The sequence below is a fragment of the Cryptosporangium sp. NPDC051539 genome (genome assembly GCF_044454545.1).
Taxonomy (GTDB): domain Bacteria; phylum Actinomycetota; class Actinomycetes; order Mycobacteriales; family Cryptosporangiaceae; genus Cryptosporangium.
Genome location: NZ_JBITDV010000002.1, coordinates 869,483 through 890,365, shown reverse-complemented (window position 1 = coordinate 890,365; position 20,883 = coordinate 869,483). Strand labels below are relative to the sequence as shown.

Genomic DNA, 20,883 nt, shown 5'->3' with positions numbered 1-20,883 from the left:
GGCGGCCATTCGGCTCGGTCACTGGTGCACCTTTGCGTTGAAGAAAATCGTCACTCGAACCGGTCGCCCGCCTCGGGCCGCGCGCCGCGCGCCCAGTCGGTGGCGGGCATCGGCTTCTTGCCCGGCGCCACCACCTCGCCCAGCACCACCGGATCGGTCGCGGTGCCGACCAGCACGCGCTTCCGCTCCACCACGAGCGCTCCCGGCTCCAGCCGGGACTCGTCCGGCGCGGACCGGACCGGACCGATCTTGATCCGCGTGCCGCGGAACGTCGTCCAGGCCCCCGGCGCCGGTGTGCACGCCCGCACCCGCCGGTCGACCGCGAACGCCGGAACCGCCCAGTCGAGGTGAGCATCCTCCGTCGTGAGCTTCGGCGCCAACGAGACGCCGTGGTCGGGCTGCTCGACCGGCGCCAGCGCGCCGGCGGCGATGCCGTCCACGACCTGCGCCAGGAGCTCGGCCCCGGCCGCCGACAGGCGCTCCAGCAGTGCGCCGGCCGTGTCGTCGGGCCGGATCACCTCGGTCAGCTGCCCGAATACGGGTCCGGTATCCAGCCCCTTCTCCAGCTGGAACACCGCGGCTCCGGTGAGCTCGTCACCGTGCAGGATCGCGTGCTGGACCGGCGCCGCGCCGCGCCAGGCCGGCAGCAGCGAGAAGTGCAGGTTGATCCATCCGAACGTGGGCACGAGCAGCGCCGACGGCGGCACCAGGTTGCCGTACGCGACGACCGGCACGAGGTCGGGCGACAGCAGCGACAGGCGTCCCAGGAACTCCGGGTCACCGGCCTTGACCGGCGTCAAGACCTCGATGCCGTGCGCGTCCGCGACCTCGCCGACCGGCGAGCGCTGCAGCGTCCGCCCGCGACCGGCCGGGGCGTCCGGACGGGTCACGACCGCGACGACCTCGTGCTCCGAGCGCAGCAGCCGTTCCAGCGGCGGCACGGCCACGGCCGGTGTTCCGGCGAAAACGAGCTTCATCGTGCCTTCCCGAACAGCGGGTGCGGGCTGACCTTCACGGCCGGCGCGGGCTGGTTCGCCCACTCGGCCTGCCGGATCGCTTTCATCGCCGCTTTCTTCGTCGCCGGGTCGAGCCGGTCGACGAACAGGACGCCGTCGAGGTGGTCGGTCTCGTGCTGCAGGCAGCGGGCCATCAGGCTGGTGCCGACGATCTGGATCGGCTCTCCGTGCTGATCGAAACCTTTGGCGACGGTGTTGAGCCGGCGCTTGGTGTCGAAGTACAGACCGGGGACGGACAAGCAGCCTTCCGGACCCTCCTGCTCCTCCTCGTCGGGGAACTCCAGCACCGGGTTCACCAGGTGCCCCAGCACGTCGTCGATGTTGAACGTGAAGACCCGCTGCGAGACGCCGAGTTGCGGAGCGGCCAGGCCGGCGCCGCGCTCTTCCAGCATCGAGTCGGTGAGGTCTTTCACCAGCCGACGCAGCTGCCGGTCGAAGTCGACGACCTCGTCGGCGGGGGTGCGCAGGACCGGATCACCGAAGAGCCGGATGGGACGGACAGACAAGCTCACTACCCCTTGATACGACGCGGGCACGACGGACTCGGCGCACAAACGTGCGCCGGCACTCAAGTCTACGGCTGCCGCCGGCACGCCCGGTCCGCCAGCCGTCGGATGAGCTCGTCGTCCTCGAGGGGCCCGCGGTTCTCGGGCTCGGCCGCGTCGGGCGCCGGTTCGTCAGAGGAGCTCGAGTGGGTCCACTTCGATCCGGACGGGGTTCGGGGCCTTGTGGGCGCTGCGGACCGACGCGGCGGCGCGCAGGGCCGCGGCCAGCGCGCCGCCCAGCGAGCGGGGGCACCGCACCAGCGCCCGCTCGAGTTCCTCGTCGCCCGCGCCGGTGCGGGACTCGACCGGCACCGGGCCGAGGATCTCCGCCTCGTCGGGCAGGTCGGCCAGCCGCAGCAGGTCGGCCACCGCGTCGGGCGTCCCGGTGACGCTCGCGATGCGGGTCACCGGCGGGAACCCCAGCTCGGCCCGGTCGGCGAGCTCACGGCCGGCGTGCCAGCCCGGATCCCACCGCAGCAGCGCCTGGACGGTGGGGATCGCGCCGTCGGCGGTGATCACCACCCGCCCGCCCGCCCGCGCGGGCCGCACCAGCGCCACCGCGTTCGACCAGCGGCGCAGCGCCTCCTCCGAGGCGCGTAGGTCGGCCCGGGTGAGCATCGCCCAGGTGTCGAGCAGCAGCAGCGCGCCGTAGCCACCCTCGGCTACCGGCTCGGCGCCGGGCGTCGCGATCACCAGCGCGGGCCCCGGCCCGACCGTCGTGAGCACACCGTCGCGCCCGGACGTGCGGACGGTGATGCCGGGGAACGCCCGGCCCAGTTCCTCGGCCGTGCGCCTGGCCCCGAGTACCGAGGCGCGCAGCCCCCGGTTCCCGCACTCCGGGCACGTCCAGCCACCCGCGAGGTGCCCGCACCAGCGGCACGCCGGCACTTCCCCGTCGCCGCGGCCGGCACCCGGGCCGTCGTGGCGGCCGCGCAGCTCCAGCGGGCCCGCGCACACCGTGCACCGGGCCGGCTGCCGGCAGCGGCCACAGGCCACCGACGGGACGTATCCGCGCCGCGGCACCTGGACCAGCACCGGGGACTCGGCGGCCAGCGCCTCGCGGGCGGCCCGCCAGGCCACCGTCGGCAGCCGGGCCGCCGACGCCGAGGGATCAGCGGCCAGATCGCGGTCGTCGCCCACCGGCACCACCCGGGGCGCGGCCGCGCGGACGACCTCCCGGTCGGCTTCGAGGGGCTTGGCCCAGCCGGTTTCGAGCAGGAGCTGGGCCTCGGCGGTGCGGGCGAACCCGCCGACCAGGAGACCGGCGCCCGCGAGTTGCGACCGCACCAGCAGGACTTCACGCGCGTGGCAGTACGGAGCGCGCGGCTCGGCGTGCAGGTCGTCGCCGTCGTCCCAGATCACCGCGAGGCCCAGGTCGTGCACCGGCGCGAACGCCGTCGCCCGGGTGCCGGCCACCGCCAGGACCTCGCCCCGGCGCACGGCCAGCCAGCGCCGGTAGCGCTCCTCCGGCCCGAGCGACGCGGCCAGCGTCGTGTGCCGGCCGGGGCCGAGGACGTCGGCCAGCGCGGTGTCGAGCCGTTCGAGATCGCGTGCGTCGGGCACGACGGTGACCGCACCGCGCCCGGAGGCCAGCGTCGCGGCCACGGCTTCGGCGAGGCGACGGGGCCAGTCTTCGCCCGGCAGCGCCGCGAGCACCGCCCGGGGTGACCCGCCGTCGGCGAGCGCCCGCAGGTACCCCGGGCCGGCGCGGTACCGGCCGAAACCGTCGGTCTGCGGACGGGAGCGGCCCTCGGCGTCGACCGGAAGGACGCCACCACCGCGGCGGGCACCGGATTCGGCCCGCGCGTGCCGCGGCGGGATCGCCAGACGCAGCACGTCGGCGAGCGTTCCGGCGGAGCGGTCGGCCACCGCGCGGGCGAGCCGCGCGATCTCCGGGCTGAGGACCGGCTCGGCCGAGAGCGCGCGTTCCAGGTATGCCAGGCGGCCGGTGTGGTCGCTGGTCTCGACCCGGTCGAGCACGAAGCCGTCGACCAGCTGGCCGGCGAACCGCACCCGGACCCGGCCGCCGACGACCGCGGTGTCGGCGAGATCGGACGGCACCAGATAGTCGAACGGCCGGTCGAGGTGAGGGAGCGGCAGGTCGACGCACACCCGGGCGACCGGCAACTCGGCCGCGGGCTCCCGGGCCCCCTTCGGCTTCGCCGCGCGCTTCTTTTTCGCGGCGGGCTTGGCGTCCGCCGAAGCATTGGCGTCCGCCGAAGCATTGGCGTCCGCCGAAGCATTGGCGTCCGCCGAAGCAACGGCCGGCCCCGCCGACGGGTCGGCGTCCGGCAGCGGCGCGGAAGCGATCGCCTCCGCCGGAGCGGTCGGCGCGGACGCCGACGGCGCCGCCTGCGCACGGGACGGTGTGCGGACGCCGGGGCCGGGGCCGGGGCTGGGCGGGCCGAGGTCGAGCGGGAGCGCCGCCTCCGGGAGGCGGGGTGGCTTGGCGCGGGACGACGCGCGCGAGGACGGTTTCCCGGCCGAGGGCCCCGCAGCACCACCCGGGCCGAGGTCGAGCGGGAGCGCGGCCGGCGCGGGACGCGGGAAGCCCGCGGAGCCGGGTGGCTCGGCGGGCTCCCTGTCCGGCAACGTCATCCCTCTGGTCTATCAGCACCCCCTGACAGGGCGCCGAACCCTCAGGCGCCGGCAGCGTCCTTCAATGCGGCCGCGCGATCGGTCTTCTCCCAGGTGAAGTCGGGCAGCTCGCGACCGAAGTGGCCGTAGGCCGAGGTCTGGCGGTAGATCGGGCGCAGCAGGTCGAGGTCGCGGATGATCGCGGCCGGACGGAGGTCGAAGACCTCGTTGACGGCCTTCGTGATCCGGTCGGGGTCGACGGTCTCGGTGCCGAACGTCTCGAGGAACAGGCCCACCGGGTGCGCCTTGCCGATCGCGTACGCGACCTGCACCTCGGCCCGGTCGGCGAGCCCGGCCGCGACGATGTTCTTCGCGACCCAGCGCATCGCGTAGGCGGCGGACCGGTCGACCTTGGACGGGTCCTTACCGGAGAACGCTCCACCACCGTGGCGGGCGAAACCGCCGTAGGTGTCGACGATGATCTTGCGGCCGGTGAGGCCGGCGTCGCCCATCGGGCCACCGATCTCGAAGCGGCCGGTCGGGTTGACGAGCAGGCGGTAGCCCTCGGTCTCCAGGCCCAGTTCGGCCAGCTCCGGGGCGACGACGTACTCGGCGATGTCGGGCGAGAGCAGCGTCTCGAGCGAGATGTCGGAGGCGTGCTGCGACGAGACGACGACGGTGTCGAGGCGGACCGCCTTCGGGCCGTCGTACTCGATCGTGACCTGGGTCTTGCCGTCGGGGCGCAGGTACGGGATCAGCCCGTCCTTGCGGACCTGCGCGAGGCGCCGGGCCAGCCGGTGCGCGAGCGCGATCGGCAGCGGCAGCAGCTCGGGGGTGTCGTTGTTCGCGTACCCGAACATCAGGCCCTGGTCACCGGCACCCTGGCGGTCGAGCGCGTCCTCCTCGGACTCGACCCGGGCCTCGTAGGCCTCGTCGACGCCCTGGGCGATGTCGGGGGACTGCGACCCGATCGAGACGCTGACCCCGCAGGACGCCCCGTCGAAACCCTTCTTGGACGAGTCGTAGCCGATGCCGAGGATCGTCTCGCGGACGATGCTGGGGATGTCGGCGTACGCGTCGGTGGTCACCTCACCGGCGACGTGGACCTGGCCGGTGGTGATCAGCGTCTCCACCGCGACCCGGCTACGCGGGTCCTGGGCCAGCAGCGCGTCGAGGATGCCGTCGCTGATCGCGTCCGCGATCTTGTCGGGGTGACCCTCGGTCACGCTTTCGGAGGTGAACAAACGGCGGGCCACGGTGCTCCCAGGGTTGAGGGTGTATATCGGCGCGAGTCTACCGATCCGCTGGGGACGCCCCGGAAAGTACGGTGGACTTCACGCCATGTTGTCGAGGTATCGAAACACTGCTGCTCAGCGCGTGAGCCGCGGCACCACGAGATCCCAGATGGTGTCCGCCAGCGCCTCCTTCGGACCGTGAGGGAACTCGGTGTCGGTTCCGTCCGCGGCGAGGATCACGGCCGCGTTCTCCGCCGACTCGAACGCCTTCCCGTCCGAGACGTCGTTCACGACCAGTAGATCGCAACCCTTGCGGGCCAGCTTGGCCCGGCCGTGGTCGAGCACCGATCCGGTGGCGTCGCCGGTCTCGGCCGCGAAACCCACGATCACCGGCCCGGGGCCGGTCCGGCGCCGGACGAGTCCGGCCAGGACGTCGGGGTTCTGCACCAGGGTGACGGTCGGTGCGCTGGTGTCGTCGGTCTTCTTGATCTTGGTGCCGACGTAGTCGGCCGGCCGGAAGTCCGCCGGTGCGGCGGCCATCACCACCACGTCCGCGCCGGTGGCCGCCGCGAAGACCGCTTCCCTCAGATCCTCGGTACTGACGACGCGGACGACGTCCACGCCGGCGGGATCGGGCAACGCGGTGTTCGCGGCGACGAGCGTGACCTCGGCACCGCGAGCGGCGGCGGTTCTGGCCAGCGCGTAGCCCTGCCGTCCGGACGAGCGGTTGCCGAGGTAACGGACCGGGTCGAGGAACTCCCGGGTACCACCGGCCGAGACGACCACCCGGACGCCCGTGAGGTCGGGGGCTGCGCTCCCCCGCCTCATCAGCGAGAAGGCCACGTCGGCGATCTCGGCCGGCTCGGGCAGGCGGCCCTTGCCGGTGTCGGCGCCGGTGAGCCGCCCCACGGCCGGCTCGAGGACGACGATTCCGCGCGACCGGAGCGTCGCGACGTTCGCCCGCGTGGCCGGGTGGTCCCACATCTCGGTGTGCATCGCGGGCGCGAACAGGATCGGGCACCGGGCGGTGAGCAGCGTGTTCGTCAGCAGGTCGTCGGCGAGCCCGTGGGCGGCGCGGGCCAGCAGGTCGGCGGTGGCCGGAGCCACGACGACGAGGTCGGCGCGGCGGCCCAGCGCGACGTGCGGCACCTCGTGCACGTTCGACCACACGTCGGTGGCGACCGGCCGCCCGGAGAGCGCCGCCCAGGTGGGTGCCCCGACGAACTCGAGCGCGCTCTCGGTGGGTACCACGGTGACGTTCAGGCCCGACTCCTTGAGCCGCCGGAGCAATTCGCACGCCTTGTAGGCGGCGATTCCGCCCGCCACGCCCAGCACGACTTCGGTCACGCCAGGAACTTAACCACGCGCGGTCGGTCGACCACCCTGATGCCCCCACGACAGCAAAGCGGACGATCAGCAGCCGCCGATCGTCCGCGAAATGCTCGAACAGTTGAAGCGCCGCCAGGCGCGCGCTCCGGCTCGGAGCCCGCCTGCGGATCAGCCGTGATGTTTTGCCATGGGATCGGTTTCGATCGTCTGCTCGTGGCTGAGCATGTCGGTGTTGATTTCGCGGAGCGCGATCGACAGCGGCTTCTCCTGGGGGCTGGTCTCCACCAGCGGGCCCACGTACTCCAGCAGGCCTTCGCCGAGCTGGGAGTAGTACGCGTTGATCTGGCGGGCGCGCTTGGCCGCGTAGATCACGAGCGCGTACTTGGAAGAGGTCTTCTCGAGCAGCTCGTCGATCGGCGGGTTGGTGATGCCCTCAGGAGCAGCGACGGTTCCGGACAAAACGGATCAGCCTCAAAAAGGATTCGGGAGATTTGTGATTTCTCGTGGGAAGAATCCCACCTCAGCACCCGACCGTCCCTCAGCGGACAGGCACGGTCAGCAACTCTACCAACTCGATGGCAGCCTGGCTGACATTGACGTTGACGATCGTGACGTCGAACTCTTTTTCCGCGGCGAGCTCGACCACGGCGGCATCCAGACGGCGCCGGATCGTGGTCTCGTCTTCGGTGCCCCGCCCGACGAGCCGGCGCACCAGCTCGTCCCAGGACGGAGGCGCCAAGAAGACGAATTGCGCGGAAGGCATCGCCTCCCGCACCTGCCGGGCGCCCTGCAGTTCGATCTCGAGCAGCGCGGGGAGCCCCGAGGCCAGGCGCTCCTCGACGGCGCGCCGAGGGGTGCCGTAGCCGTTGCCGGCGAACTCCGCATGTTCCAGGAGATCGCCGGCGGCCACCATCTGGTCGTACTCGTCCCGGCTGACGAAGTAGTACTGCTTGCCGTGCTCTTCGCCGGGCCGGGGTGGGCGCGTCGTCACCGACACCGACAGCCACACCGAGGGGTGGTGACGCCGGATCTCGGCCACGACGCTGCCCTTGCCTACTCCGGAGGGACCGGAGAGCACCGTCAGCCGCGCCGCATCAGCGGCGCGGGACGGGAGGCCGGGAAATTCAGCGTCCACCGGAGGTGGAGCCGAACTCCTGGAGCAGCGCGCGCTTCTGGTTGTCACCCAGGCCACGCACCCGCCGACTCTCGGCGATCTTGAACTTCTCCATGATCTGGACGGCACGGACCTTGCCGATGCCGGGGAGCGCCTCGAGCACAGCCGAGACCTTCATCTTGCCGATGACGTCGTCCTCTACGGCCGAGTCGAGGACCTCGGACAGGGACAGGCCACCGTGCTTGAGCTTGTCCTTGACCGCGGCACGCTGCTTGCGCGCCTCGGCAGCCTTCTGCAGAGCAGCGGCACGCTGCTCGGGGCTCAACGACGGAAGAGCCACAGGTCACCTCGGGTGTTCGTTGGGGAAGCGGACGATTCCAGCGCGTGAACCTAGCGAGGAAGTGCGACAGGAAGCAATGCGGCCCGGTGTTGGCTCCCGCCCAATCGTGGCATGAAACCGCAGAAAGCTGCGATTTGCAGACCTATGCCCGAATTTGCCGGGCCGCACCGGAACGTCACAGTGATCGATGACACACTCCACACTGACAGCAACGAGGGTTCGCCGCGAGGGGTTCATGCAGGTCGGAGAGTACCCATCGTGGCGTAGGCAACACCTGCGCCAGTTTTGGGCACCGAACCCGGCCCTCTTCTAGGCAAGCACAGCCCGGAAATCGTCCGCCGCCCGGGCCGCCACCGAGCGCAACGACGCCTCGTCCGGGCCCGCCCGCAGCACCTCCCGGGAGACCGACGGAAGCACCGCCCGGCGGGCGTCCCCGAAGACCGCGCGGAGGTCGTCCGCGGTCGCTCCCTGGGCCCCCAGGCCCGGCGCGAGGAACGGTCCGCCGACCCGGCTCAGGTCGTGCCCGGTCTCCCCCACGGTCGCGCCTACCACGACCCCGACCGGTCCGTAGGGGGCGTAACCCGCGTTCGCGTCCGCGACCGCGTCCAGTACGGTCTGCGCGACGGTCCGTCCGTCGGCGGCGACCGCGTGCTGCACCTGGGGTCCTTCGGGGTTGGACGTCAGGCCGAGCACGAAGACGCCGTTGCCGTGCGCGGCCGCGGTGGCCAGCAGCGGCGCCAGCGAGCCGAAGCCCAGGTACGGGCTCGCGGTCATCGCGTCGCCGCACAACGGCGACGACGGGTCCAGGTACGCGGCGGCGTAGGCGTCCATCGTGCTGCCGATGTCGCCCCGCTTGACGTCGTTGAGCACCAAGGCACCGGCCGAGCGGGCGTCGGCAATCACCCGCTCGAGCACCGCGACACCACGAGCCCCGTACCGCTCGAAGAAGGCCGATTGCGGCTTGAGCACCGCGACCCGGTCGGCGAGCGCGTCGACGACCGTGCGGGCGAACCGTTCCACCCCGGCGGCGTCCCTGGTCAGGCCCCAGGCGTCGAGCAGTCCGGGGTGCGGGTCGATGCCTACGCAGAGTGGACCGCGCTCGGCGACGGCCTTCGCCAGCCGGGCCCCGAAGTGGTCGCCGCCGGTCTCGACCTGGGATGTGTTAACGCTCACTTGACGCCTTCCCCGCAACGCCGCCGCTGAGCCCCGCAGACCCGGCTTTGGTGCCGAGACCCTCCGCCGACCCCTCCGAGGCGCTCTGCGGGCCTCTCAGAGGGCCGGAAACGGCCTCGCCGGGGGCCGAGCGTCCGACGCCACGCTGAGTGACGGATTTGTTGATCGACCTGACCAGTCCCGGACCCCGGTAGACGAGCCCGGTGTAGAGCTGGATCACCGCGGCGCCGCGGTCGAACATCGCGGTCGCGTCGGCGGGCGTCAGGATCCCGCCGACGCCGATCACCGGCAGGCGTCCCGACGTTTCGTGGACGACGAATCCGACGAGATCCCGGGCGCGGCGGGTCAGCGGCGCGCCGGACAGCCCACCGGCTTCCGCGGTCGCGACGCCCTCGCGGCCGAGCGTCGTGTTGGACACGATCACGCCGGCGACGCCGTGCGCCGCGCAGACCTCGAGCACCTCGCCGACCGCGCCGTCGGTCAGATCCGGCGCGATCTTGACGACGAGCGGGACCGGCCTCCCGGCGGGGCGGCGGGGTCCCGGGGTGCCGGCGAGTGACGAAGCCTCCGCGGCCAGCGCGGCCACCAGGGAGTCGAGCGCGGCCCGGTCCTGCAGAGCCCGCAGGCCCGGCGTGTTCGGCGAGCTCACGTTCACCGCGACGTAGTCGGCGTAGCGGTGCACCAGCCGGAGCGACGTCAGGTAGTCCTCGACCGCGGCGTCCAGCGGCGTGACCTTCGACTTGCCCAGGCTCACCCCGACCGGGACCGGCAGCGGGGGCTTCCCTCCGGCCGACAGGTCGGCCAGGCGGGCGGCCAGCGCGGCCGCGCCCCGGTTGTTGAACCCCATCCGGTTGACGATCGCCTCGTCGGCGGGCAGCCGGAACAGCCGGGGCCGCGGATTGCCCGGCTGGGCGTACGCGGTCACGGTGCCCACCTCGACGAACCCGAAGCCGAGCCCGGCCCAGGCCGGCAGCGCGACCCCGTTCTTGTCCATGCCCGCGGCCAGCCCGACCGGGCCCGGGAACGGCACGCCGAACAGCGTCCGGGCCAGGCCCGGGGCGTCGCCCAGGGCCCAGCGACGCCCGCCGGCCACCGCCGCCGGGACGTTGCCGAACCGGGTCAGCGCGGCCAGCGTCCGCTCGTGCGCGGTCTCGGCGTCGCCGCCGCCCAGCCGGAAGAGCGTCCGATCGCGCAGGAACCCGTAGACGCTCATGAACGCAGCGCCCGGTGCAGCTCCTGCAGCGGACGCACGAACAGCTCTCCGCGCAGCTGCGCCTCGATGCCGAGCACCGCCGCGGCCGCCGCCTGGACGGTCGTGATGCACGGGACGTCGGCCGCCACCGCGGCCGACCGGATCTCGTAGCCGTCGACGCGCGGGCCGGAGTTCCCGTAGGGCGTGTTGACGACCAGTTGAACCTCTCCGGCCCTGATCAACGTGACCACGTCGTGATCGTCCTCGCCGCCGGCCGGCTCGAAGTGCTTGCGCACGACGCGGGCCGGGATGCCGTGGCGCATGAGCACCTCGGCGGTGCCGTGCGTCGCGATCACCTCGAAGCCCAGGTCGACCAGGCGTTTGACCGGGAAGACGATCGAGCGCTTGTCCTTGTTCGCGACCGACACGAACACCCGTCCCGACGCGGGCAGCGACCCGTACGCACCGGCCTGGCTCTTCGCGAACGCCGCGCCGAACGCGGTGTCGATGCCCATGACCTCACCGGTGGATTTCATCTCCGGCCCGAGCAGGCTGTCGACCCCGGCGCCAGCGGTCGTGCGGAACCGCTTGAACGGCAGCACGGCCTCCTTGACCGCGATCGGCGTCTGCTCCAGCGCGAGCGACCCGCCGTCGCCCAGGGCCGGCAACAGACCTTCTTCGCGCAGCGAAGCGATCGTGGCCCCGAGCATGATCCGGGCCGCGGCCTTGGCCAGCGGAACCGCGGTGGCCTTCGAGACGAACGGCACGGTCCGCGACGCCCGGGGGTTGGCCTCGAGCACGTAGAGCGTGTCGTCCTTCAGCGCGTACTGGACGTTCAGGAGGCCTTTCACGCCCACTCCGGCCGCGATGGCCGCCGTCGACCGGCGCACGTTCTCGATGTCGGACGATCCGAGCGTGATCGGCGGGAGCGCACAGGCCGAGTCGCCGGAGTGGATCCCGGCCTCCTCGATGTGCTCCATCACGCCACCGAGGTAGACGTCGCCGGTGCCGTCGGCCAGCGCGTCCACGTCGATCTCGATCGCGTCGTCGAGGAACCGGTCCACCAGGACCGGATGCTCCGGACTGACCTGCGTGGCCCGGGCGATGTAGGACTCCAGCGTGGCGTCGTCGTAGACGATCTCCATGCCGCGGCCGCCGAGCACGTAGGACGGACGCACGAGCACCGGGTAGCCGATCGCCTCGGCGATCTTCTTGGCCTCGGCGTAGGACGTCGCCAGGCCGTGCTTGGGCGCCGGAAGGCCCGCGGAATCCAGCACCCGGCCGAACGCACCGCGCTCCTCGGCCAGGTGAATGCTCTCCGGCGGCGTGCCGACGACCGGGACCCCGGCCGCGGCCAGCCGCCGGGCCAGGCCGAGCGGCGTCTGCCCGCCGAGCTGGACGATCACCCCGACGACGCCGGGCCCACCGGCCGCTTTGCCCGAGGAGTCCTCGGCGTGCCAGACCTCGAGGACGTCCTCGAACGTCAGCGGCTCGAAGTAGAGCCGGTCGGACGTGTCGTAGTCGGTCGAGACCGTCTCCGGGTTGCAGTTGACCATCACGGTCTCGTAGCCGGCGTCGCGCAGGGACATCGCGGCGTGCACGCACGAGTAGTCGAACTCGATGCCCTGGCCGATCCGGTTCGGGCCGGAGCCCAGGATCATCACCTTGGCCCCCGTGCTCGGGAGGACCTCGGTCTCGGCCTCGGGATCGGTCTCGTAGGCGCTGTAGTGGTACGGGGTCGACGCGGCGAACTCGGCCGCGCAGGTGTCGACGGTCTTGTAGACCGGCCGCACGCCCAGCCGCTGGCGCAGCGTCCGGACACCGTCCTCACCGGCGAACTCCGGACGCAGAGCGGCGACCTGCCGGTCGGAGAGGCCGGCGCGCTTGGCCTTGCCCAGCAGCGCCGCGTCGAGCACGGCGGCGTCGACGATCTCGGCCCGCAACTCGACCAGCGACGCGATCTGGTCGACGAACCAGGGGTCGTAGCCGCTCGCCGTCGAGACCTCGGCGACCGAGTGCCCGAGGCGGAGCGCTCGCTCGGCGTCGTAGAGCCGCCCGTCGTGGGGCGTCTTCAGCGCCTCGATCGGGTCGTTGCCGGGGTCCGCCGCCGTCCAGAAACCCGCCGCCTCGGTCTCGGCCGACCGCAGCGCCTTGTTCAGCGCCTCCGGGAACGACCGGCCCAGCGCCATCGCCTCGCCGACCGACTTCATCGTCGTGGTGAGCTCCGGGTCGGCGCCGGGGAACTTCTCGAACGCGAACCGCGGCACCTTGACGACGACGTAGTCCAGGCTCGGCTCGAAGCTGGCCGGCGTCTTCTCGGTGATGTCGTTGCGGATCTCGTCCAGCGTGTAGCCGACGGCCAGCTTCGCGGCGATCTTCGCGATCGGGAAGCCGGTCGCCTTCGACGCCAGCGCCGACGAGCGCGAGACCCGCGGGTTCATCTCGATGACGACCAGCCGGCCGTTCTCCGGGTTGATCGCGAACTGGATGTTGCAACCGCCGGTGTCGACGCCGACCGCGCGCAGCACGTCGATGCCGACGTCACGCAGCCGCTGGTACTCGCGGTCGGTGAGCGTCATCGCCGGGGCGACCGTCACCGAGTCGCCGGTGTGCACGCCCATCGCGTCCACGTTCTCGATCGAGCAGACGACCACGACGTTGTCGTTGCGGTCGCGCATGAGCTCGAGTTCGTACTCCTTCCAGCCGAGGACGCTCTCCTCGATCAGGACCTCGGTGGTGGGGCTGGCGTCGAGGCCGGTCTTGGCGATCCGCTCCAGGTCGGCGTCGGTGTGGGCCATGCCGGAGCCGAGGCCGCCCATCGTGAACGACGGACGGATCACCACTGGGAGGCCCAGGTCGGCGACGGTCGCGCGGACCTCCTCCATCGAGTGGCAGACCGCGGAGCGGGGGGTCTCGGCGCCGACCGAGGCGCAGATGTCCTTGAACCGCTGCCGGTCCTCGCCGCGCTGGATCGCGTCGATGTCGGCGCCGATCAGCTCGACGTTGTACTTGTCGAGGACGCCACGCTCGTGCAGCGCGACCGCGGTGTTCAGCGCGGTCTGCCCGCCCAGGGTCGCCAGCAGGGCGTCCGGACGCTCCCGCGCGATGATCTGCTCGACGTACTCCGGGGTGATCGGCTCGATGTAGGTCGAGTCGGCGAACTCCGGGTCGGTCATGATCGTCGCCGGGTTGGAGTTGACGAGGCTGACCCGCAGGCCCTCCTCGCGCAGGACGCGGCAGGCCTGGGTGCCGGAGTAGTCGAACTCGGCGGCCTGGCCGATCAGGATCGGCCCGGAGCCGATGACCAGCACGTGCCGGATGTCGTCGCGTTTCGGCATCAGGCGTTGCCCTCCATCAGGTTCACGAACCGGTCGAACAGGTAGTCCGCGTCGTGCGGACCGGCAGCGGCCTCGGGGTGGTACTGGACGCTGAACGCCGGGGTGTCGAGGCAGTTCAGGCCCTCCACCACGTCGTCGTTGAGGCAGACGTGGCTGACCTCGGCCCGGCCGAACGGCGTCTCCCCGGCACCGTCCCGAGGGGCGTCGACGGCGAAGCCGTGGTTGTGGGCGGTGATCTCGACCTTGCCGGTCTTCTTGTCCAGCACCGGCTGGTTGATGCCCCGGTGCCCGTAGACGAGCTTGTAGGTGCCGAAGCCGAGGGCGCGGCCCAGCACCTGGTTGCCGAAACAGATGCCGAAGGTAGGTATCCGGGCGCCCAGCGCGGCCTGGGCCAGCGCCACCGGCCCGTCCGCGGTGGCCGGGTCGCCGGGGCCGTTCGAGAAGAACACCCCGTCGGGCCCGAGCGCCAGCAGGTCGCCGGGCGTCGTGGTCGCGGGCAGGACGTGCACCTCGATGCCGCGGGCGGCCATCCGGCGCGGGGTGTTGCGCTTGATGCCGAGGTCGATCGCGGCGACCGTGAAGCGGGCCGGCCCCTCCGCGTCGATCACGTACGGCTCGGCCGTGGTGACGTCGCCGACCAGGTCGGCGCCGGCCATGGCCGGGCTGCTCAGGACGCGTGCGAGCACCTCCTCGGGGCTCGAACCGTCGCTGGACACCGCCGCCCGCATCGCACCGCGCTCGCGCAGGTGACGGGTGAGCGCCCGGGTGTCGACGCCGGCGATCCCGACGATGCCCTCGGCCCGGAGCCGGTCGTCCAGCGAGCCGGTCGCGCGCCAGTTGGACGAGATCCGGGCCGGGTCACGGACGACGTACCCGGCGACCCAGATCTTCGCCGACTCGTCGTCCTCGAGGTTCACGCCGGTGTTGCCGACGTGCGGCGCGGTCATCGTGACGATCTGCCGGTGGTAGGACGGGTCGGTGAGCGTCTCCTGGTAACCGGTCATGCCGGTGGTGAACACGGCCTCGCCGAACGTCTCGCCGGTCGCGCCGAAGGCCTCGCCGCGGAACGTGCGGCCGTCTTCCAGCACGAGGAGAGCAGGGGGTTTCGTACTCATGCGGTCTTCTCCAGGATGACGTTCTCGATCGCGCGCAGATGGGTCGCGTTGTCGATGCGGTGGTCGGCTCGGAATCCGGTGTCGAGTCCGTAGCCGTGCTGGTCCCAGGTGATCACCAGCAGCCCGGCACCGCCGACGACCTTGTTCGCGAGGCCGGCGTCCAGCCTTGCTCCGGTGATGGCTGCGGCCGGAAGGAAAATCGGTTCCGCTCCGTCGCGTTCGATCAGCACGCCTTCGGGGCCGGTGTGCAGGGTGGCGGCGGCCCGGTTGGCGAGGTCACCCGCGTAGACGCGGGCCTGCCACTGACCGGCCTGCGTGGTGCCGACGTAGAGGCCGTTGCTTTCCGGCACGCCGTCGGTGACCGTGCCGCTCGGCAGCGGCAGCGGCAGCAGGCCGGCATGGGCCGCGACCCGGCGTTTCCAGGCCCGACGGGCGGCCAGCACGATCAGCGCGAACACGACCAGCACGGCCGCGGTGACCAGGATCCGGGCGGTCCAGTGGTCGGGCCCGCGCTGGTAGGCGGCAGCGATCATGCCTGGGCCTTCCGGTCGAGGACGGTGGCCCGCCCGCGCAGGAACGTGGCCGTGATCGCGCCCGGCAGCGTGAGACCCGCGTACGGGGTGTTGCGGCTGATGCTGGCCAGCTCACTCGGGACGACGGTCTTCTCGGCGGCGGGGTCGACGAGCACGAGGTTGGCCGGCTCACCGACGGCGAGCGGACGTCCGTGGGCACCGGCCCCGCCCGCCCCGCCGGCGCCGGTCAGACCCGCGATCCGGGCCGGCGTGTGGCTCATCCGGTCGGCGACCCCGGCCCAGTCGAGCAGGCCGGTCCGCACCATCGTCTTGATCACGATCGGGAGCGCGGTCTCCAGGCCCAGCATGCCGGGCCGGGCCGCCGCCCACTCGCACTCCTTGTCCTCGCGGGCGTGCGGGGCGTGGTCGGTGGCGACCGCGTCGATCGTCCCGTCGGCCAGGGCCTCGCGCAGCGCGGTGACGTCCTCCGACGTCCGCAGCGGCGGGTTGACCTTGTAGACCGGGTCGTAGGTCGCGGCCAGTTCGTCGGTGAGCAGCAGGTGGTGCGGGGTGACCTCGGCGGTCACCCGGATCCCGCGGCCCTTGGCCCAGCGCAGCACCTCGACCGAGCCCGCGGTCGAGACGTGGCAGACGTGCAGCCGCGAGCCGACGTGAGCGGCCAGCAGCGCGTCGCGGGCGATGATCGCCTCCTCGGCGACCGCGGGCCAGCCGGTCAGCCCGAGCTGCGCCGACTGCTCGCCCTCGTTCATCTGCGCGCCGACCGTGAGCTTCGGGTCCTCGGCGTGCTGCGCGATGACCCCGTCGAACGCCTTGACGTACTCCAGCGCCCGGCGCATCACCGCGGCGTCGTGCACGCAGTGACCGTCGTCGGAGAACACCCGGACCCGGGCGGCCGAGTCGGCCATCGCGCCGAGCTCGGCCAGCCGCTCGCCCTTGAGGCCCAGCGTGACGGCGCCGATCGGCTGGACGTCGACCAGCCCGACCTCGCGGCCGAGCCGCCAGACCTGCTCGACGATGCCGGCCGCGTCGGCGACCGGGTCGGTGTTCGCCATCGCGCAGACCGCGGTGTAGCCACCGAGCGCGGCCGCGCGGCTGCCGGTCTCGATCGTCTCGGCGTCCTCCCGGCCGGGCTGGCGCAGGTGGGTGTGCAGGTCGACGAGGCCCGGGAGGACGTGGAGGCCGGAAGCGTCGATGACCTCGGCGTCGTCGGCGTTCTCGGCGATCAGGCCGTTGTCGACCGCCAGGTCCTTGACGGTCCCGTCGGGGAACGTCGCGCCGCGGATCAGGTAACTGCTCATGAGGCCCCTCCGAGGAGCAGGTAGAGGACGGCCATCCGGACGTTCACGCCGTTGGTGACCTGTTCGACGATCGTGCTGCGGGGTGAATCCGCGACCTCGGGCGTGATCTCCATGCCCCGGTTCATCGGCCCCGGGTGCATCACGATCGCGTGCTCGGGCAGCGCGGCCACCCGGCGGGCGTCCAGGCCGTAGCGGCGGGCGTACTCGCGCTCGGTCGGGAAGTACGACGTGTTCATCCGCTCCCGCTGCACCCGCAGCGCCATCACGACGTCGAGCTTCGGCAGCACGGCGTCCAGGTCGTAGGAGACGTCGGCCGGCCAGGAGCCGACCCCGACCGGCACCAGTGTCGGCGGCGCGACCAGCGTGACCTCGGCGCCGAGCGTCGCCAGCAGCAGCACGTTCGACCGGGCGACCCGGCTGTGCAGCACGTCGCCGACGATCCCGACCCGCAGGCCGTCGAGGCGCCCGAGGCGGCTGCGCATCGTGTAGGCGTCGAGCAGGGCTTGAGTCGGGTGCTCGTGAGTGCCGTCGCCGGCGTTCACGACCGCCCCGTCGACCCATTTGGCCAGCGTGTGCGGCGCACCGCTGGCCTGGTGACGGATCACCACGGCGTCCGCGCCCATCGCCTGCAGTGTCAGCGCGGTGTCCTTGAGCGATTCGCCCTTGCTGACGCTCGACCCCTTGGCCGAGAAATTGATGACGTCGGCGGACAGTCGCTTGGCCGCGGCCTCGAACGAGATCCGGGTGCGGGTCGAGTCCTCGTAGAAGAGGTTCACGACCGTGCGTCCGCGCAGCGTCGGAAACTTCCGGACGCTCCGCCCGCTCGCGGCGGCCAGTTCGGTCGCGGTGTCGAGGATGAGGGTCGCGGTCTCGGCGTCCAGGTCGCCGGCGGAGAGCAGGTGGGTGATCATCCGGCGATCACCACCGCGTCGCGTCCGTCGGTCTCCTGCAGGTGGACCCGCACGTTCTCGCTGCGCGAGGTCGGCAGGTTCTTGCCGACGTAATCGGCCCGGATCGGTAGTTCCCGGTGGCCCCGGTCGACGAGAACCGCCAGTTGGACGCTACGCGGGCGGCCGAGATCGGAGAGGGCGTCGAGCGCGGCGCGGATCGTGCGCCCGGAGAACAGGACGTCGTCCACCAGGATCACCCGGCCCCCGTCGATGCCCTCGCTGGGCAGATCGGTGCGTTCCAGCGCGCGCGGGCCCCGCAGGCGCAGGTCGTCGCGGTAGAGCGTGACGTCCAGGGCGCCGACCGGGAGGGTCACGCCGGTGAACGTCTCGATGCGGCCGGCCAGCCGCCGGGCGAGCGGGGCACCGCGGGTGGGGATGCCCATCAGCACCGTGCCGGTGCCGCCGTCGGTCTTCTCGAGGATCTGGTGCGCGATCCGGTCGATCGTGCGCCCGACCGCCGCCTCGTCGAGAATCTCGCGGTCGGGGGGCTCTTCCAGTCGTTCCAGGGCAGGCGTCACCGCCGGCCACCTCCTTCCCCGCCTCACCGGACGGGTCGTTAAAGGATTGGCATTGCGTTGGCAACGTTATCAGCGACTTGACCGTCCGCGACCGTTCGTTGCGCAGGTCCCGGCAGTCACGGGCGACGCAGGTCACAACGGCTGTCACCGCGCTTGGCGCATTGTGCGGGCGCGAAAAACTGTGCCGTTTCGTACCGAGCAGGGCCCGACTTCCGGTACCGATGTGAACCATGTGACGACAGGATGATGAACTGTGACCGTCACACCCTGCAGCGACAACGGGCATAGGTGCTTACCGCGTGGAATCGACCGAGGCGTTCAACGTCACAACGCCGGGCGGCTACGGTTTCGTCATTCCTCTTGACCGGATTGCCCCGCTGGCCCTACGGTCACTCTGCGTAGCGACCGGGCGCGGAGACGTGGCTCGGGTGTCGCTGCCCGTCCGCCCGCATGCTTTCCCCGGGCATGCGCAATACCCCTCGGAGAACTAATGTCCGATTACGCCAAGGCCCTCGGTGCCCGGCTGCGAGCCATCCGGCAGCAGCAGGGCCTCTCGCTACAGGGGGTGGAGGAGAAGTCCGGCGGTCGCTGGAAGGCGGTCGTCGTCGGTTCGTACGAGCGCGGCGACCGGGCTGTCACCGTCGCCCGCCTGAACGAGCTCGCCGAGTTCTACCGGGTCCCGATCGCGGAGCTCCTCCCCGGTGACGGTCCCGGCCGTCACGAGGGCGCCAGCAAGGTCGTCATCGACCTCGAGCGCCTCGAGCAGCTGCCCGGTGAAGACCTGGGTGCGGTGCAGCGGTTCGCCCGCAGCATCCAGCAGCAGCGCGGCGACTACAACGGCCGGGTGCTGTCCATCCGCGCCGATGACCTGCGCACTCTCGCGATCGTGTACGACCTCTCCCCGGCCGGGCTGATCGAGAAGCTCACCGAGTGGAACGTGCTCGTCGCTACTCCGATTCGCCCGTAACACCCCTGGTTCCAGCCGGGGGTGTCGGCTGGAACATCGACGAAGCCCCCCGCGCCGTCGGCGCGGGGGGCTTCGTCGTCCCGGCGCCTCGGCGCGGCGGCTTCGTCGTCCCGGCGCCGTCGGCGCGGGGGCTTCGTTCCGGCGCGCGACCGGCACGCGGAACCCGGCCGGGCTCCCGCCCACTCCGACGCTGGCGTGCGGCGACTTTTCGTTGTGAAGACGCCGGTCGTAGGACCGGAAAGTCGTCGGCAACCTCGTCAGTCCCGAGTACGCGGACCATCGGGCCGGACCGCCCCCGGCCCCGGCCCCGCCACCGGCCCTGCCACCGCCACCCGCCCCGCCACCAGCCCAGGTGCCGCCACCAGCCCAGGTGCCGCCACCGCCACCGGCTCCGTCGCCGTCACCGGCCCCGCCACCGGCATCCGCGCCGCGTGCGCGGGGGCACGACCGCGCCCGCACTGGGCCGCCTCCCCCGCAGCAGGGCGGCGACCCTGCATACCCCCCGCCACCGGAGGGTGGGTGCGCAACCGCCTGCGGCGGAGCGGGCCGACCCGGCCGGGAACGACTGCGCGCCGGTCGCGGGAGCAACCGGCGCGCACACTGCAGGCGTAATAAATCTAGAGCTCGGCCTTGACCAGCTGCAGACGGCCCAGCAGGCCGTTGACGAACCGCGGGGACTCGTCCGTCGAGAGCTCCCGGGCGAGGTCGACCGCCTCGTCGATCGCTACCGCGTCGGGAATGTCGTCACGGAACAGCAGTTCGTAGACGCCCAGGCGCAACAGATTGCGGTCGACGGCAGGCATCCGGTCGAGGGTCCAGCCCTCGGCGTACGTCGAGATGAGCTCGTCGAGCCGGGCCCGCTTGTCGGTCACACCCTCGACCAGCGTGATCGCGTAGTCCGGAACCGGCGGGTCGGACTGCGCGAGCCGGTCGCGAGCGGTCGCGAGGGGTTCGGTACCGCGGAGGTCGGCCTCGAACAGGATGTCGAGTGCGCGCTTCCGCGCCTTGCGACGCGCCGAACGCCGATCGGGGTCGTTGTCGCGGCGCGGGTTCGGTCGAGGACTGGTCACCCCGTGACCCGGCCGATGTACCTGCCGTCGCGGGTGTCGACCTTCAGCTTGTCGCCGGTGTTGATGAACAGCGGGACCTGGATCGTCGCGCCGGTCTCGAGCTCGGCCGGCTTGGTGCCGCCGGTCGACCGGTCGCCCTGCAGGCCCGGGTCGGTGTGCTGGACGACGAGCTCGACCGAGGCCGGCAGCTCGACGTAGAGCGGCGTCGAGTCGTGCAGCGCGATCGTGACCTCGGCGTTCTCCAGCAGGTAGTCGGCGTTGCCGCCCACCGTGCCGGCCGGGACCGTGATCTGGTCGTAGGTCTCCGAGTCCATGAACACGAAGTCGCCGGCGTCCTTGTACAGGTACGACATCGCCCGCTTGTCGACGTTGGCGGTCTCGACCTTCACGCCGGCGTTGAACGTCTTGTCGACGACCTTGCCGGTCAGGACGTTCTTCAGCGTCGTCCGCACGAACGCGCCGCCCTTGCCGGGCTTGACGTGCTGGAACTCGACGACGTTCCAGAGCTGACCGTCCAGGTTCAGCGTGATGCCGTTTTTCAGGTCGTTCGTGGTGGCCATGCGGAAGCTCTTC

At 71.9% G+C, this 20,883-nt stretch carries 18 protein-coding genes and 1 pseudogene; 1 reads left to right on the top strand and 18 read right to left on the bottom strand.

The window, feature by feature from the left end:
* Window positions 1–50 precede the first annotated feature (50 nt).
* From fmt to pyrR, 16 genes and pseudogenes are all read right to left on the bottom strand, one after another.
* Window positions 51–977, bottom strand: coding sequence for a methionyl-tRNA formyltransferase (gene fmt / locus ACIBZJ_RS10125; RefSeq protein WP_395927644.1), 927 nt, complete (start codon window positions 975–977; stop codon window positions 51–53).
* Window positions 974–1,522 carry a peptide deformylase gene (def, locus tag ACIBZJ_RS10120; RefSeq protein ID WP_395927642.1) on the bottom strand — a complete coding sequence of 183 codons (549 nt, stop codon included), beginning with the start codon at window positions 1,520–1,522 and terminating at the stop codon, window positions 974–976. The genes fmt and def overlap by 4 nt, the downstream gene beginning before the upstream one ends.
* Window positions 1,523–1,693: 171 nt before the next feature.
* On the bottom strand, window positions 1,694–4,159 hold the full coding sequence (locus ACIBZJ_RS10115) for a primosomal protein N' (protein ID WP_395927640.1): 2,466 nt from the start codon (window positions 4,157–4,159) through the stop codon (window positions 1,694–1,696).
* A 41-nt stretch (window positions 4,160–4,200) separates the two neighbouring features.
* Window positions 4,201–5,394, bottom strand: a complete 1,194-nt coding sequence (gene metK / locus ACIBZJ_RS10110) for a methionine adenosyltransferase (RefSeq protein WP_395927638.1) — start codon at window positions 5,392–5,394, stop codon at window positions 4,201–4,203.
* A 114-nt stretch (window positions 5,395–5,508) separates the two neighbouring features.
* Window positions 5,509–6,720, bottom strand: coding sequence for a bifunctional phosphopantothenoylcysteine decarboxylase/phosphopantothenate--cysteine ligase CoaBC (coaBC, locus tag ACIBZJ_RS10105; RefSeq protein ID WP_395927636.1), 1,212 nt, complete (start codon window positions 6,718–6,720; stop codon window positions 5,509–5,511).
* Window positions 6,721–6,870: 150 nt separating this feature from the next.
* Complete coding sequence (gene rpoZ / locus ACIBZJ_RS10100) at window positions 6,871–7,161, bottom strand: DNA-directed RNA polymerase subunit omega (RefSeq protein ID WP_395927634.1); 291 nt, start codon at window positions 7,159–7,161, stop codon at window positions 6,871–6,873.
* 79 nt (window positions 7,162–7,240) lie between these two features.
* Entirely contained in the window at window positions 7,241–7,837 is a 597-nt protein-coding gene (gene gmk, locus ACIBZJ_RS10095; RefSeq protein ID WP_395927632.1) for a guanylate kinase, read from the bottom strand.
* Window positions 7,827–8,156 (bottom strand): integration host factor, actinobacterial type, encoded by a 330-nt coding sequence (gene mihF, locus ACIBZJ_RS10090; protein ID WP_395927630.1) that lies wholly within the window; start codon window positions 8,154–8,156, stop codon window positions 7,827–7,829. The genes gmk and mihF overlap by 11 nt, the downstream gene beginning before the upstream one ends.
* A gap of 309 nt (window positions 8,157–8,465) precedes the next feature.
* Entirely contained in the window at window positions 8,466–9,329 is an 864-nt protein-coding gene (gene pyrF / locus ACIBZJ_RS10085) for an orotidine-5'-phosphate decarboxylase (protein WP_395927628.1), read from the bottom strand.
* A 166-nt stretch (window positions 9,330–9,495) separates the two neighbouring features.
* Window positions 9,496–10,542, bottom strand: a pseudogene (locus ACIBZJ_RS10080) (quinone-dependent dihydroorotate dehydrogenase); the annotation flags it as partial.
* Window positions 10,539–13,859: a carbamoyl-phosphate synthase large subunit gene (carB, locus tag ACIBZJ_RS10075; RefSeq protein ID WP_395927626.1), complete on the bottom strand. Its 3,321-nt coding sequence runs from the start codon at window positions 13,857–13,859 to the stop codon at window positions 10,539–10,541. The gene carB and the pseudogene ACIBZJ_RS10080, both read right to left, overlap by 4 nt.
* Window positions 13,859–14,974 (bottom strand): glutamine-hydrolyzing carbamoyl-phosphate synthase small subunit, encoded by a 1,116-nt coding sequence (gene carA / locus ACIBZJ_RS10070; RefSeq protein ID WP_395927624.1) that lies wholly within the window; start codon window positions 14,972–14,974, stop codon window positions 13,859–13,861. Before carA ends, carB begins: the two co-directional genes overlap by 1 nt.
* Entirely contained in the window at window positions 14,971–15,507 is a 537-nt protein-coding gene (locus ACIBZJ_RS10065; protein WP_395927622.1) for a transporter, read from the bottom strand. Before ACIBZJ_RS10065 ends, carA begins: the two co-directional genes overlap by 4 nt.
* Window positions 15,504–16,805, bottom strand: a complete 1,302-nt coding sequence (locus tag ACIBZJ_RS10060) for a dihydroorotase (protein ID WP_395927620.1) — start codon at window positions 16,803–16,805, stop codon at window positions 15,504–15,506. Before ACIBZJ_RS10060 ends, ACIBZJ_RS10065 begins: the two co-directional genes overlap by 4 nt.
* A complete protein-coding gene (locus ACIBZJ_RS10055) occupies window positions 16,802–17,716 on the bottom strand; it encodes an aspartate carbamoyltransferase catalytic subunit (protein WP_395927618.1) in 915 nt (304 codons plus the stop codon). The genes ACIBZJ_RS10060 and ACIBZJ_RS10055 overlap by 4 nt, the downstream gene beginning before the upstream one ends.
* Window positions 17,713–18,252, bottom strand: a complete 540-nt coding sequence (gene pyrR, locus ACIBZJ_RS10050; RefSeq protein ID WP_395927787.1) for a bifunctional pyr operon transcriptional regulator/uracil phosphoribosyltransferase PyrR — start codon at window positions 18,250–18,252, stop codon at window positions 17,713–17,715. The genes ACIBZJ_RS10055 and pyrR overlap by 4 nt, the downstream gene beginning before the upstream one ends.
* A gap of 511 nt (window positions 18,253–18,763) precedes the next feature.
* Here pyrR and ACIBZJ_RS10045 point away from each other — a divergent pair.
* The gene (locus tag ACIBZJ_RS10045; RefSeq protein WP_395927616.1) at window positions 18,764–19,240 is read left to right on the top strand and encodes a transcriptional regulator; all 477 of its coding nucleotides are present in this window, start codon (window positions 18,764–18,766) and stop codon (window positions 19,238–19,240) included.
* A gap of 617 nt (window positions 19,241–19,857) precedes the next feature.
* Here ACIBZJ_RS10045 and nusB read toward each other — a convergent pair.
* Together nusB and efp are read right to left on the bottom strand one after the other, a co-directional pair.
* Complete coding sequence (gene nusB / locus ACIBZJ_RS10040; RefSeq protein WP_395927614.1) at window positions 19,858–20,310, bottom strand: transcription antitermination factor NusB; 453 nt, start codon at window positions 20,308–20,310, stop codon at window positions 19,858–19,860.
* Entirely contained in the window at window positions 20,307–20,870 is a 564-nt protein-coding gene (gene efp / locus ACIBZJ_RS10035) for an elongation factor P (RefSeq protein WP_395927612.1), read from the bottom strand. The genes nusB and efp overlap by 4 nt, the downstream gene beginning before the upstream one ends.
* Window positions 20,871–20,883 lie beyond the last annotated feature (13 nt).

Bases quoted from the DNA above. Each gene is read 5' to 3' on its own strand.
- fmt (WP_395927644.1), bottom strand. From the start codon at position 977: ATGAAGCTCGTTTTCGCCGGAACACCGGCCGTGGCCGTGCCGCCGCTG.
- ACIBZJ_RS10115 (WP_395927640.1), bottom strand. From the start codon at position 4,159: ATGACGTTGCCGGACAGGGAGCCCGCCGAGCCACCCGGCTCCGCGGGC.
- carB (WP_395927626.1), bottom strand. From the start codon at position 13,859: ATGCCGAAACGCGACGACATCCGGCACGTGCTGGTCATCGGCTCCGGG.
- carA (WP_395927624.1), bottom strand. From the start codon at position 14,974: ATGAGTACGAAACCCCCTGCTCTCCTCGTGCTGGAAGACGGCCGCACG.
- ACIBZJ_RS10065 (WP_395927622.1), bottom strand. From the start codon at position 15,507: ATGATCGCTGCCGCCTACCAGCGCGGGCCCGACCACTGGACCGCCCGG.
- ACIBZJ_RS10060 (WP_395927620.1), bottom strand. From the start codon at position 16,805: ATGAGCAGTTACCTGATCCGCGGCGCGACGTTCCCCGACGGGACCGTC.
- ACIBZJ_RS10055 (WP_395927618.1), bottom strand. From the start codon at position 17,716: ATGATCACCCACCTGCTCTCCGCCGGCGACCTGGACGCCGAGACCGCG.
- ACIBZJ_RS10045 (WP_395927616.1), top strand. From the start codon at position 18,764: ATGTCCGATTACGCCAAGGCCCTCGGTGCCCGGCTGCGAGCCATCCGG.
- efp (WP_395927612.1), bottom strand. From the start codon at position 20,870: ATGGCCACCACGAACGACCTGAAAAACGGCATCACGCTGAACCTGGAC.